14 protein-coding genes are annotated in these 12,953 nt (G+C 69.3%); 5 read left to right on the top strand and 9 right to left on the bottom strand.

From position 1 onward, the window contains the following. Positions 1–34: 34 nt before the first annotated feature. From AACG61_RS00475 to AACG61_RS00455, 5 genes are all read right to left on the bottom strand, one after another. Positions 35–961, bottom strand: coding sequence for a glucokinase (locus tag AACG61_RS00475; protein WP_411838071.1), 927 nt, complete (start codon positions 959–961; stop codon positions 35–37). Between the two features lie 12 nt (positions 962–973). After that, positions 974–2,080 (bottom strand): ABC transporter ATP-binding protein, encoded by a 1,107-nt coding sequence (locus tag AACG61_RS00470; protein ID WP_411838070.1) that lies wholly within the window; start codon positions 2,078–2,080, stop codon positions 974–976. Positions 2,081–2,084: 4 nt separating this feature from the next. Further along, entirely contained in the window at positions 2,085–2,939 is an 855-nt protein-coding gene (locus AACG61_RS00465; protein ID WP_411838069.1) for a carbohydrate ABC transporter permease, read from the bottom strand. Next, entirely contained in the window at positions 2,929–3,801 is an 873-nt protein-coding gene (locus AACG61_RS00460) for a carbohydrate ABC transporter permease (RefSeq protein ID WP_411838068.1), read from the bottom strand. Before AACG61_RS00460 ends, AACG61_RS00465 begins: the two co-directional genes overlap by 11 nt. Before the next feature lie 65 nt (positions 3,802–3,866). Further along, positions 3,867–5,108: an ABC transporter substrate-binding protein gene (locus AACG61_RS00455; RefSeq protein WP_411838067.1), complete on the bottom strand. Its 1,242-nt coding sequence runs from the start codon at positions 5,106–5,108 to the stop codon at positions 3,867–3,869. 182 nt (positions 5,109–5,290) lie between these two features. On the opposite strand from AACG61_RS00455, the gene AACG61_RS00450 reads away from it, so the two are divergent. The 3 genes from AACG61_RS00450 (at position 5,291) to AACG61_RS00440 (ending at position 7,915) form a co-directional block, all read left to right on the top strand. Beyond that, the gene (locus tag AACG61_RS00450; protein WP_411838066.1) at positions 5,291–6,007 is read left to right on the top strand and encodes a response regulator transcription factor; all 717 of its coding nucleotides are present in this window, start codon (positions 5,291–5,293) and stop codon (positions 6,005–6,007) included. After that, positions 5,997–7,397 carry an ATP-binding protein gene (locus AACG61_RS00445; protein ID WP_411838065.1) on the top strand — a complete coding sequence of 467 codons (1,401 nt, stop codon included), beginning with the start codon at positions 5,997–5,999 and terminating at the stop codon, positions 7,395–7,397. Before AACG61_RS00450 ends, AACG61_RS00445 begins: the two co-directional genes overlap by 11 nt. Before the next feature lie 92 nt (positions 7,398–7,489). Next, positions 7,490–7,915 (top strand): hypothetical protein, encoded by a 426-nt coding sequence (locus AACG61_RS00440; protein ID WP_411838064.1) that lies wholly within the window; start codon positions 7,490–7,492, stop codon positions 7,913–7,915. Here AACG61_RS00440 and AACG61_RS00435 read toward each other — a convergent pair whose 3' ends face one another. The 3 genes from AACG61_RS00435 to AACG61_RS00425 are packed head-to-tail and all read right to left on the bottom strand — an operon-like array spanning position 7,916 to position 10,084. After that, positions 7,916–8,656: an amino acid ABC transporter ATP-binding protein gene (locus AACG61_RS00435; protein WP_411838062.1), complete on the bottom strand. Its 741-nt coding sequence runs from the start codon at positions 8,654–8,656 to the stop codon at positions 7,916–7,918. It abuts the gene before it with no gap. Then, positions 8,653–9,327, bottom strand: a complete 675-nt coding sequence (locus AACG61_RS00430) for an amino acid ABC transporter permease (RefSeq protein WP_411838060.1) — start codon at positions 9,325–9,327, stop codon at positions 8,653–8,655. Before AACG61_RS00430 ends, AACG61_RS00435 begins: the two co-directional genes overlap by 4 nt. Position 9,328: 1 nt before the next feature. Continuing rightward, the gene (locus AACG61_RS00425) at positions 9,329–10,084 is read right to left on the bottom strand and encodes an amino acid ABC transporter substrate-binding protein (RefSeq protein WP_411838059.1); all 756 of its coding nucleotides are present in this window, start codon (positions 10,082–10,084) and stop codon (positions 9,329–9,331) included. A gap of 224 nt (positions 10,085–10,308) precedes the next feature. Between AACG61_RS00425 and AACG61_RS00420 the strand changes: the two genes are divergently transcribed. Then, entirely contained in the window at positions 10,309–10,650 is a 342-nt protein-coding gene (locus AACG61_RS00420) for a DUF2853 family protein (protein WP_411838058.1), read from the top strand. On the opposite strand, the gene AACG61_RS00415 is transcribed toward AACG61_RS00420, so the two are convergent. Then, the gene (locus tag AACG61_RS00415) at positions 10,641–11,261 is read right to left on the bottom strand and encodes an enoyl-CoA hydratase/isomerase family protein (protein ID WP_411838057.1); all 621 of its coding nucleotides are present in this window, start codon (positions 11,259–11,261) and stop codon (positions 10,641–10,643) included. The genes AACG61_RS00420 and AACG61_RS00415 overlap by 10 nt on opposite strands. A gap of 76 nt (positions 11,262–11,337) precedes the next feature. Between AACG61_RS00415 and AACG61_RS00410 the strand changes: the two genes are divergently transcribed. Next, on the top strand, positions 11,338–12,948 hold the full coding sequence (locus AACG61_RS00410) for a hypothetical protein (protein WP_411838056.1): 1,611 nt from the start codon (positions 11,338–11,340) through the stop codon (positions 12,946–12,948). Positions 12,949–12,953: the final 5 nt, after the last annotated feature.

Here is a 12,953-nt window from a genome sequence, read left to right as displayed (position 1 = left end):
GCGCGCGCCTTAACCTTTGCGCGACAGGCGAAACCTAGCCCAGCGCCGTCAGGCAGCCCTGCAGGGCCGCCATGTCGTCGCGGATCAGGAAGACCGGCGTGTTTTCAGGGATGTGGCGCATATGCGCCTCGGCCAGGAAGGCCGGTTCGAACAGTCCCATGCGGTCGGCGATGCTGCGGCCGACGCTGCCCGCCAGGAACAGCCCCTCCAGCGGCATGAAGCGCAGGGACAGCTCGCGGCACAGAAGGCCCACCAGTTCGGCAAACAGGTCATAGGTCGCGGTGGCCGCCGGATCGCCCGCCTCCATGGCGGCGGCGATGGCCTCGCCGCGCAGGGGGGCGGTGCCGGTCATCGCGGCATGCAGGCGCGACAGGCCACGCCCCGCAAAGGTCTCCTCGGTCGAGAAGAAGCCCGCCGCAGCCTCGGCGCCCACGCGGTCCTGAAGGCGGGCCATGATGTTGGCGGGCAGGTGGGTGTGCCCCTCCTCGGCCTCAAGGACGGTGATGGCGCCGCCGGGCAGCACGCGCACCGCGCAGACGTTGAAGCCCGTGCCCAGGCCCACGACCAGGGCCTGGCCGTTGCGCGCGCGACCCTGGGGTGCGGCGCGCAGCGTGGTCAGCTGTTCGCCCGACAGCGCGGGCGTGGAATAGCCCAGCGCCGACAGGTCGTTGATCAGCCGCACATGGTCGGCATCGGTCAGCCGCGCCAGGTGATCCTCGTCGAAGGACCAGTCGCGGTTGGTCAGGCTGGCCCGCCCGCCGCTGACCGGCCCCGCCACGGCGATGCACATGGACGAGATGTTGGGCTGATGCTGCTGGGCCATGAACTCGCGCACCACGTCGTCGAAGCTGGCGAAGTCGTCGCCCTTGAAGCGCGTGACCGTGGCCGCGTCGATCGAGCCGTTGCGCGCGATCGCCAGACGCGCATTCGTGCCGCCCACATCGCCCAGAAGCATCGCCATCCGTTCATCCCCTCAGTTCAGCCGTTCTCCGTCCTTAGGCGAGAAGTAGGACACTTTCGAGAGGTCGAATGCCAGCGGGAACATCGCCCGCGCCCTGACGGCGCTTTCGGCGCGCAGCCGCGCGGTCACCGCCTTGCCGCCCAGCTGCGTCACCGCGAAGGTGTCCGCGCCCGCCGGTTCCACGATGTCGATCATGACCTCGCCGCCCGCGCCCTGGGCGGTGCCGGGCAGATGCGCGTTGCCGGTCGCCTCGTGGATGTCCTCGGGGCGCACGCCCAGGACGATCTCGGCGGGCAGGTCGCGCGAGACGGGGTCGGTGATGACCAGGGGCGCGCCGTCCGCGCGGTCGATCTCGATCCGGGTCCGGCCGCCATCGGCGCGCACGCGGGCCGGGATCAGGTTCATCGCCGGGCTGCCCATGAAATCGGCCACGAACATGTTGGCGGGGCGGTTGTAGATCTCGGCCGGGGTGCCGATCTGCTGGATCACGCCGCCCTTCATCACGACGATCTTGGTGGCCAGCGTCATCGCCTCGATCTGGTCATGGGTGACATAGACGATCGAGGCGTTCAGATCCTGATGCAGCTTCTTGATCTCGGTCCGCATGCTGACGCGCAGCTTCGCGTCCAGGTTGGACAGCGGCTCGTCGAACAGGAACAGCGCGGGGTCGCGGACCAGGGCGCGGCCCATGGCGACGCGCTGGCGCTGGCCGCCCGACAGCTGGCCCGGCTTGCGGTGCAGAAGCTGTTCGATCTGCAGCTGGCGCGCGACCTCGGCCAGCTTTCTCTCCTGCGTGGGCTTGTCCACGCCGCGCACCTGCATGCCGAAGGTGATGTTCTTGGCCACCGACATGGTCGGGTAGAGCGCGTAGGACTGGAACACCATGGCGATGTCGCGGTCCTTGGGGCTGACGCCCGTCACGTCGCGGTCGGCGATGCGGATGGTGCCGCCGGTGATCGGCTCCAGCCCCGCGATGCAGTTCAGCAGCGTCGATTTTCCGCAGCCCGACGGGCCCACCAGCACCAGGAAGTCGCCCGGTTCGATGGCAATGTTGATGTCGTGCAGAATGTGGGTGTCCCCATAGGCCTTCTGCAGGTGGTCGATTTCGAGGATCGGCATGGGATCACCCTTTCACGGAGCCGGCGGTCAGGCCGCGGATGAAGTATTTGCCGGCGACGACATAGACCAGCAGCGTGGGCAGCGCCGCGATGATCGCAGCCGCCATGTCCACGTTGTAGGCCTTCACGCCGGTGGTGGAGTTGACGATGTTGTTCAGCGCGACGGTCACCGGCTGGCTGCCCGCGCCGCTGAAGCTGACGCCGAACAGGAAGTCGTTCCAGATCTGCGTGAACTGCCAGATGACCGAGACGGTGATGATCGGCAGCGAGATCGGCAGGAAGATCGACCAGAAGATGCGGAAGAACCCCGCCCCGTCGACCTTGGCCGCGCGGACCAGCTCCTGCGGGATGGTGACGTAGTAGTTGCGGAAGAACAGCGTGGTGAAGCCCAGGCCATAGATCACGTGGACGAAGATCAGCCCCGGGATGGTCCCCGCCAGCCCCATCAGGCCCAGCATCTGAGCCATTGGCAGCAGGACGACCTGGAAGGGGATGAAGCAGCCGAACAGGATCGCGGCAAAGAACAGGTTCGCGCCGCGGAACCGCCACTGGGCGAAGACATAGCCGTTCAGCGCGCCCACGATGGTCGAGATCAGCACCGCCGGCACCGCCATCAGCACGCTGTTCCAGAAGAAGGGGCGCAGCCCCTCGCACTGGGTGCCGGCGCAGGCGGTGGACCAGGCCTCGGCCCAGGGGGCGAAGGTGATCTCGCGCGGCAGGGCCAGCAGGCTGCCGGTGCGGATCTCCTCGAGGCTCTTCAGCGAGGTCGTCAGCATGACGAACAGCGGCATCAGATAGAACAGGGCGAACAGGATCAGGATCCCGTAAAGGCCCCAGCGCAGCAGGGTGTTACTGGTCACGGCGCGGCCTCAATTCGCTGTAGAGATAGGGAACCACGATGGCGAAGATCACGCCCATCATGATCATGGCGCTGGACGCCGCCTGACCCAGGTCGCCGCGCGAGAAGGCCATGGCGTACATGTAGGTCGCGGGCAGGTCGGTGGCATAGCCGGGGCCGCCGCCGGTCAGCGCGATGACCAGGTCGAAGGCCTTGATGGCCAGGTGCGCCAGCACGATGAAGGCCGACAGGAAGATCGGCGCCATGGTCGGGATGATGATCGCGGAATAGATGCGGTGCGTGGGGATGCCGTCGACCTGGGCCGCGCGGATGATCTCGGTGTCGACCGAGCGCAGGCCCGCCAGGAACAGCGCCATCACGAAGCCCGAGGCCTGCCAGACGGCGGCCAGCACGACGGTGTAGATCGCCATGTCCGGCTGGATCAGCCAGTCGAAGGTGAAACTCTCGAACCCCCAACCGCGGATCGCCTGCTGGATGCCCAGGCCCGGGTTCAGGATCCATTTCCAGGCGGTGCCCGTCACGATCAGCGACAGCGCCATGGGGTACAGGTAGATGGTGCGCAGCACGCCCTCGGCCCGGATCTTCTGGTCCAGGAAGATGGCCAGCATCAGCCCGATCACCATCGAGATCACGATGAACAGGGCACCGAAGATGAACAGGTTGTTCATCGCCACGTCCCAGCGGGGGGCGGCGAACAGGCGCTCGTACTGGGTGATGCCGTCCAGTTCGTAACGCGGCATCAGGCGCGAGCGGGTGAAGCTGATCCAAGCCGTCCAGGCGATGAAGCCGTAGACGAAGACCATGATCGCGGCGAAGGACGGCGCCAAGACCAGCTTGGGCACGTTGCGTTCAAGCCATTCCATTTCGGTAAACCCCCAAAGAAAGACCCCGCGCCCGCCATTCCGGGCGCGGGGTCGTCAGGCCGTCGTCACATCGCGTTGGCGACCGCGTCGGCCAGCTGCTGCACGGCGTCCTCGGACGACATGTCGCTGTTGAAATGCGCGGTCACCACGTCGGTGATCGCACCGGCCGGCGCGCCGCGCAGCGCCATGCCATGGGCATAGCTGGGCAGCAGCGAGCCGTTCTGGGCATCGGCGGTCATGTCCGCGTTCGACTGCTTGGCGCAATCGTCGAACTCGTCCAGGGCGACGTCGGTGCGGGCCGGGATCGAACCCTTGTTCAGGTTGAACGTCTTCTGGAAGTCCGGGCCCATGATCAGGCTGGCCAGAAGGGCCTGGCCCTGCTGCTTGTCCTCGCCCTCAAGCTCGAAGAAGGCGAAGCTGTCGACGTTGTAGAGGAAGCCCTCGCCCGGGGTCGGTGCGCAGACGAAATCGGTGCCCGGCACCTTGCCCGCGGCCAGGAACTCGCCCTTGGCCCAGTCGCCCATGATCTGGAAGGCGGCCTCGTTGTTCATGACCATGGCGGTAGCCAGGTTCCAGTCGCGTCCCGAGAAGTTCGGATCGACGAAGCCGCGGATCGTGCGCATCTGGTCGAAGACCTGCTTCATCGTGTCCGAGGTCAGCGCCTCGGGGTCCAGATCGACCAGCGCCTGCTGATAGAATTCCGGACCGCCCAGGCCCAGCACGACCGTCTCGAAGATGGTTGCGTCCTGCCAGTTCTGGCCGCCATGGGCCAGGGGGGTGATGCCCGCGGCCTGCAGCTTCTCGGCGGCGGCGTTGAACTCGTCCCAGGTGGTCGGCATGGTGATGCCGTTCTCGTCCAGGATCTGCTTGTTGCCCCAGATCCAGTTGACGCGGTGCACGTTCACCGGCGCGGCGCACCACTGGTCCTCGCACTTCATGTGCGCGGCGATCTGCTCGGGCAGCACGTCGGCCCAGCCGTTCTCCTCGGCCACGGTGCCGATGTCGGCCAGGCCGGTCTCCTCGTACCATTCCTGGATCGCCGGGCCCTTCAGCTGCACGGCAGTGGGGGCGTTGCCGGCCAGCACGCGGGCGCGCAGCGCGGTCATCGCGGCATCGCCGCCGCCGCCGGCCACGGGCATGTCGGTCCAGGTGCCGCCCTCGGCCGCGAACTGCTCCTGCAGGACGGCGACGGATTTCGCCTCGCCGCCCGAGGTCCACCAGTGCAGCACCTCGGCGGTGGGTTCGGCCATCGCGGGCGCAGCCAGCATCACGGCGGTGGAAGCCGCCAGCACGGATTTCATGTTCATGGATCCTCCCAGATCGTTCCCGCGCGGATTCGACGATCCGCGTGTGGCCCGATGATGCCCGAGGGGCAGTCATGTCCGCAACGCAGTCCAGCCATGCATCCCGCAGATTTCGCAGCGTTATGTTACAAACTGTTACGAAACCACGCCGGGCGGTGCTAAAGGCGGAACCCGGAGGGACCGCGATGAGCCTGCACCGTCTTCTGCTGGTCGAGGATGACGCCGACATGGCCGCCATGCTGGCCGCCTATCTGCAGCGCCACGGCTTTCACGTGACGCGCGCCGACAGCCGCGCCACCGCCCTGGCCGCGCTGCGCGGGGGGCGGGTGGACCTGATCCTGCTGGACGTGTCCCTGGGCGAGGACGACGGCGTGGCCATCTGCGCCGAGATCCGCGAGGCGCAGGACGTGCCCATCATCATGGTCAGCGCCCTGTCCGCCGACCATCAGCGCATGGCCGGATACGAGGTCGGCGCGGACGACTACATCGCCAAGCCCTTCAACCCGGACCTGGCGCTGGCGCGCATCCGCGCGGTGCTGCGCCGGGCCGGGCGCGCGCCCAGCCTGACCCACCGCAAGCGCGACAGCGTGCTGCGCTTCGGCGGCTGGCGCTATGACGCGCGGCGCGACGAGATCACCGCCCCCGGCGGCTGGCAGGTGTCGCTGTCCTCGCGCGAGACGGCGCTGCTGCGGGTGTTCCTGGCCAACCCCCTGATCCCCCTGACGCGCGAGGAGATCGCCGCGGCGCTGGACGATGACGACGGGGGGGGCGAATCGGGCGGCGGGCGGGCCATCGACATGCTGGTCGGGCGGCTGCGGCAGAAGACCGACCCGGCGCTGATCCGCACCGAACGCGGGCTGGGCTATGTGCTGACCACGGACGTGGCGCGCGATGACGCCTAGCCTGCGGGTCCTGGCCAGCCTGTGGGTGGTTCTGGCGATGCTGGCGGGGGGCGGGTCGGTCTGGCTGTGGATGTCCAGCACCGCCGCCTGGAACGCGCATCTGGACCGCGCCTATAGCGCCGGGCTGGCCCTGGCCGACAGCCTGGAGGCGGGCAGCGCGCTGCCGCCCGGCCTGACGCTCTCGCAGCTGCGCCGTGAACCGGAGCTGCCGCCCGGGTGGCGGCAGACGGTCATCACCCTGACCGGCGGCGGGCGGCCCGACCTGGCGCAGGGGGCGCGGCTGTCGGTGCGCATCCAGTCGCCGGACCTGACCTATCCCGTGGCCGAGGTGCAGTCGGTCGGCGGCGGCAGCCAGGCCGCGGGGCTGGCCTCGGTCACGCGGTCGCTGGCGCGGTTCTGCAGCGATCCGCGCCTGTTCGTTCAGCAGGATACCGGCCCGTGGATGCGCATCGACGGCGCGCCTGTCTGGGGCTGCGGCGCGGCGCCCGCGGACCGGCGGCTCTGGGCGGCGGCGCTGGCGGCCGGGACGACGGCGGTCCTGCTGGGCTGGGTGGCCGAGGTCTCGGGCGCCTTCGCGGCCTTTGCGGCGGCGCTGCGCGACCACCGGGCGCGCAATGCCGCCCTGCCGGTGGGCGGCGCGCTGGAGCTGCGCCAGACCGCCGAGGCGGTGAACGCCTATGTCGCCCAGGACCGCGCCGCGCTGGAGAACCGCGCACTGGTGCTGTCGGGGGTCAGCCACGACCTGGGGACGCCCGCCACCCGCCTGCGCCTGCGCAGCGCCATGATCGAGGACGACGCCCTGCGCGAGCGGCTGGAGCGCGACATCGACGAGATGACGACCATGATCGACGGCGTGCTGACCTATACCCGCGCCGAGATCGGGGCCGAGCCGTTCCGCCGCCTGTCGCTGACATCCCTGGCCGAGGCGGTGGTGGCGGACTATCAGGACGTTGGCCTGCCGGTGACGCTGCGGCAGGCCTCGCCGCCGCCGGCGCGGGCGGGCACGCTGTTCTCGCGCAGCGCCTCGCGGCCCACGGTGGACAGCCACGCGCTGCTGATGCGCGGCCAGCCCACGGCCCTGCGCCGCGCCCTGTCCAACCTGATCGACAATGCGCTGAAATACGGCCGCGAGGCGCAGGTCCTGACCGGGGGCAGCGCGGACGAGGCCTGGATCGGCGTCACCGACCGCGGATCGGTGCTGACTGAAGGCGACCTGGAGCGGCTGACCGGCGCCTTTCAGCGCGGCGAGAATGCGGGCACGGCGGGGGGCGTGGGACTGGGCCTGGCGATCGTCTCGACCATCGCGGCGCAGCACGGGGGACGGCTGGAGTTCCACCGCGCGGCGGAGGGGCTGGAGGCCCGGCTGGTCCTGGCACGCAGCTGGGCCTGAGGGGCGCCGGGGGTGCGACGTTCGGTCGATCCAGGGAACCATGCGCGCGAAACCTGCGTTTTTCCAGGGAATACGCAAGGAAAGGCCCGATCATGACCCGCACAGACCGCATCGTTCGCCTTGGCCTGGCCGGCGCCGTCGCGGCACTGGCCGGACTGCCGGCCATCGCCGCCCCCCGTTCCGACCAGCCCGTCCAGGGGTGGAGCGCGATGGAGGGCACCAGCCCCGCCGCACTGGTCCATGACATCCGCGACCTGCCTCTGTCGGAGGTGGCACTGGACGACCAGCCCTACTGCGCCACGGACACCGAGATTGCCGCGACGCTGAGCCACGATTTCGGCGAGACCCCGGTCGATTCCGACGGCGCCCATGGCACCGAGCTGTGGGGGTCCGACCTCATGGGCACTTGGACGCTGGTCGCGCCGCGCGACGACGCCACCAGCTGCATCATCGCCAGCGGCGTCGGCTTTGACGACCAGCAGGCCGTGCAGGCCTATTACACCGTCGCAGGGCTCTGATCAGCCGACGCGGCGCAGGAACGCGCGCGTGCGGTCGTCCTGCGGATTGCCGAAGATCTGCGCGGGCGGCCCCTGCTCGACGATGCGGCCGCCTTCCATGAAGACCACGCGATCGGCGATCTCGCGGGCGAACTGCATCTCATGCGTCACGATCAGCATGGTCTGATACCCGTCGGCGATGCGCCGGATAAGGTCCAGAACCTCTCCCACCCATTCGGGGTCCAGCGCGCTGGTCGGCTCGTCGAACAGCAGCAGATCGGCATCCAGCGCCATCGCGCGACCGATGCCCACACGCTGCTGCTGTCCACCCGACAAGGCCGCCGGATAGCTGTCGCCGCGATCGGCAAGGCCTATCTGCTGCAGGATATCGTCGGCCCGCGCGCGGGCCTTGGCGCCGGACCAGCCGCGGACCGTGGTCAGGGCCTCGGTGATGTTGGCGCGGGCGGTCCGGTTGGCGAAGAGCGCATAGTTCTGAAAGACGAAACCGGTGTGACGGCGCAGGGCCAGCACCTCGGCCCGGCTGGCACGCGCCGCATCCACGCGCAGGTCGCCCATGCGGATCACGCCCTGATCGGGCCGGTCCAAGAAGTTCAGGCAGCGAAGTAGCGTCGATTTCCCGGTCCCCGACGGGCCGATGATCGCCACCCGCTCTCCGGCCTCCAGGCACAGGTCGATGCCGTCCAGCACCGTGTTCGTGCCGAAGCGCTTGACCAGCCCCGTGATCTCGATCCGACAGCTCATCGCGCCACCGCCTTTCCAAGCCTGCGTTCCAGCCAGCGTTGGCCCACCGACAGGGTTTCGACGATGACCCAGTAGATCACCGCGACCACCAGGAACGCCTCCAGATAGAGGAAGCTGCCGGCGGCCTCCTTCTGGGCGGCGCCCATCATCTCGGTCACGCCCAGGGTGAAGGCCAGCGAGGTGCTTTTGATCATGTCGATGAAGTAGTTCATCAGCGTCGGCGCCGCGGTCCGCGCGGCCTGGGGCAGGATGATGCGGCGCAGCAGCTGGCCTTGGGTCATGCCGATGGACTGCGCGGCCTCCCACTGGCTGCGGTCCACGCCCAGGATGGCGCCGCGGATGCTCTCGGCCATGTAGGCCGAGAAATGCAGCGTCAGGCCGATGATCGCGGCCGTCACCCCGTCGATGCCGGTCATCGCGGGCACCACCTGCGGCAGGCCGAAATAGAACAGGAACAGCTGCACCAGAAGCGGCGTGCCGCGGAAGAAGCTGATGAACACCGCCACGACCCGGTCCAGCACCGGCACGCGGATCACCCGCACGATGGCCAGGATCGCGCCAAGCGCCAGCGCCCCGATCATGGCGATCACCGCCATGAACAGGGTCAGCGGCACATAGCCCAGGATCACGGGGACCAGGTCCCCCATATAGGCGGTATCCAGCGGGCGCATGTTACTGCGACACGGGCTGCGTCACGTCGGCGTCCAGCCATTTCTGGGAGATCTCGGCCAGGGTGCCGTTCTCCTTCAGGGTGGTGATGGCGGCGTCCACGCGGTCGCGCAGCGCCTGTCCGGCCTCGTCGCTGCGGAAGGGCAGGGCGTTCCTGATCTCGGAGAAGGGCTCTCCGGCCAGCTCCAACGGCAGCGGGCTCTGCGCGATGACTTGGGCCGAGGAGACGCGGTCCATCACGAAGGCATCGACGCGGCCCAGGGCGGTGTCCTGCTCGATGTTGCTCTCATAGGTGCGGATGTCGATCTGGTCCGCATTGGGCAGTTCGCGCAGCAGCTGCTCGAAGTTCGAGCCGAGGTTCACCGCGACCGACTTGCCGTCCAAGCTCTCGGGTCCGGTGATGCCGGCGGGGTTGCCCTCGCGCGTCACGATCTGGGCGCCGTCATAGACATAGGGCTGGGTGAAGGCGAAGGCCGCCTCGCGCTCCGGGGTCATGGTGATCTGGTTCGCGATCGTGTCGATGCGGTTCGATTCCAGTGCGCCGACCAGCCCCGAGAAGGACATGGTCACGAACTCGACCTCGTCGCCGGTCTCCTCGGCGATGGCGCGCAGGAAATCGACCTCGAAGCCCTGCAGCTCGTCGGCGCGGGTGAAGGTGAAGGGGAAATAGCCGCCCGACATGCCGACGCGGATCGTCTCGGCTGCGGCGGGCAGGGCGGTGGTCAGAGCAAGGGCGGCGGTCAGGACAAGCGTGCGCACGGGAAATCTCCTTCGGTTCTTGGACGTTACCTGCGTTCTGGCTACACGATCCGCAAGCGGCCCGATCCAGAAAAGGACAAAGATGCGGCCTCCCGCAGCCCCGCGGAACAAGCCCCGCTGGCGCAACGGCGCGCAGGGAACTTCGTTCCATGCCCGCCGCGAGGCTTGCCAGATGGCCCGGACGGGGTCATCCTTCGCGATGACGTCTTCGTGAGGAGGAGTTCATGGGAAAGCGTGACGACCTGATCGCCAAATACGCCGCCGACATTCGCACCACCCTGTCCGAGGAGCCGGACATGGCCCTTCTGGAGAAGGTCACCATCGGATGCGGCCCGTCGATCTACGACGCCGACGCCGAGACGGTCGCAGCCAGCGACAAGGGAGAGCTGGCGCGCATCCGCGACAATTTCCTGCGTCGCAAGCTGGGCCTGCCCGACGGGCCGGATCTGGACGCCGGGATCGCCGCGGTGATGGACCGCTATGGCCGCGCGAACCGCAGCAAGTACCGGGCGGTGGTCTATTACCTGCTGTGCCGACACTTCCGGCGCGAGGACGCCTATTCCTGACGCGTCGCCGCCTTGATGGCCGCGACATGCGCCGGATCGGCGGCCAGCGCGTCCGCCGTCAGCGCGCGGGCCGCGTCCATCAGCGCGTCGGCGGGCAGGATGCGGTCCACCAGGCCCCAGGCCAGCGCCTCGGCCGAGTCGATCTTGGCGCCCGCCATCAGGATCATGCGCGCCCGCGCCGGTCCCACCAGCGCCGCCAGTCGCGCCGGGTCGCCCGGCTGCGGCAGAAAGCCCAGGCGCATCACCGGATAGAAGAACCGCGCCCCGGGGACGGTCAGGCGGATGTCGCAGGCCAGCGCCATGCCGAAGGCGCCCCCGGCCAGCGTGCCGTTCAGCGCCGCGACGGTCAGGCAGGGCAGATCGGCCAGGGCCTGCGACAGCGCCGCCCATTCCGGCGCGGTGGCCAGGCCCGCGCGGGCCTGATCCAGGTCGGCCCCGGCCGAGAAGACCGTGCCCGTCCCGGTCAGGATCAGCGCGCGCGACCGGGCCCGGCGCGCCTGCGCCACCGCGTCGTGCAGGTCGCGCAGCATCGCCGCGGTCAGGGCGTTGGCCCGGTCGGGGCGGTCGATGGTCAGCAGGGACAGGCCCCCGTCATGCAGGCTGCGGATCACGACTTGTTCCCTTTCCCTTTCGGCGGCACTGTGTCAGGAATCCTCGGTAAATTCAGGTTTGCGAAAGGTATCCGCCATGAACCGCCCCCTTGCAACCTCGGCGCTGGCCCTGATCCTGGGCGCCGGACCGGCCTTGGCCGACGTCACCCCCGCCGAAGTCTGGGACAGCCTGCGTACCAGCTATGAGAAGGCGGGCTATGCCATCGCCATCGGCGCCGAGGAGGCGACGGACGAGCGCATCGCCCTGAGCGACGTCGTCCTGACGGTGGAAGGCGAGGCCGAGGCCCCCGACATGGTCCTGACCATGCCCTCGGTCGTGCTGGAGGCCGTCGGCGACGGCACCGTCCGCTCGGTGGTCGAACAGCCGATGACGATCGAATCCACCGGCACCGCGCCCGACGGCGACGCGCCGATGGGCTTCACCATGACCCTGGACATGCCCGGCAACGAGACGATCACCTCGGGCACGCCCGAGGCGCTGACCCATGACGTCACCATCCCGACGCTGACCATGGACGGCCGCGCCCTGGACGAGCGCAACGAGGTGCCGCTGACCGCCAGCATGACGAACGTCACCGGCCGCCAGACCGTGAACACCGCCGCAGACGGCGCCAGCAACCAGACCTTCGAGGGCCGCGCCGACAGCATGGAGATGCGGATCAGCGCCAGCGGCCCGTCGCTGGCCGCCGAGGAGACCCTCGATGCCGCGCCCGAGACTGCGCCCGACGCCGCGCCCGCCGAGCCCACCGAGGGTGCGTCCGATCAGACCGACCGCTTCGAGGCCGTCGTGACCGTGGCCGACCTGACGATGCAGGGCGACGGCACCAGCCCGGCGGGCCAGGTGAACTTCGGCAGCGCCCCGACCGAGGCGCTGGAGGCCGGGTTCGGCGGCAACGGCCGCTTCGGCATGGGTGCGACCACCATCAGCTTCAGCGCCAGCACGCTGACCGCCGACGGCACCCGCAACGACACCGAGGGCGGCGTCGAGGCCGCGAGCGGCAGCCTGGCCGTGGGCATGTCGGCCGAGGGCCTGTCCTACGAGGGCAGCCTGACCGAGATGCAGACCCGCCTGTCGGGCACGGACCTGCCCTTCCCGATCGCCTATGGCGCGACCGAGAACCGCTTCCGCCTGGCGATGCCGGTCCTGGCCGCGGAGGAGGAGCAGCCCTTCGCGCTGACCTATGTGCTGGACGGGCTGACGCTGGACGACGCGATCTGGCAGGCGCTAGACCCCGAGGCCGCGCTGCCGCGCGATCCGGCCAGCCTGACCATCGACCTGGAGGGCCAGGCGGTGCTGTCGCAGGGCCTGATGGACCCCGAGGCGGCCCAGGCCGCCGCGCCCGGCCCGGACGGCGCCGCGCCCATGCCGATGACCCCGCGCAGCCTGGCCATCAAGGCGCTGTCGCTGGACGCGGTCGGGGCCACGGTCGATCTGAGCGGCGCGCTGACCTTCGGCGAGGACCCGACCCAGCCCGTCGGCACGATCGAGGGGACCTTCGGGGGCGTCAACGGCCTCCTGGACAAGCTGGTCGCGATGGGCGTCGTCCCGGCCGAACAGCTGATGGGCCCGCGCATGATGATGGCCATGTTCGCCCGCCCCGTCGAGGGCGCCGAGGACCAGCTTCAGACCGAGATCGAGTTCCGCGAGGGCGGATCGATCTTCGCCAACGGCCAGCAGATCCAGTGATCCGC

Source organism: Paracoccus sp. ME4, assembly GCF_046736325.1.
Lineage (GTDB): Bacteria > Pseudomonadota > Alphaproteobacteria > Rhodobacterales > Rhodobacteraceae > Paracoccus.
The sequence above is the reverse complement of the archived record's forward strand: the minus strand, read 5'-3'. Positions and strand labels throughout refer to the sequence as shown.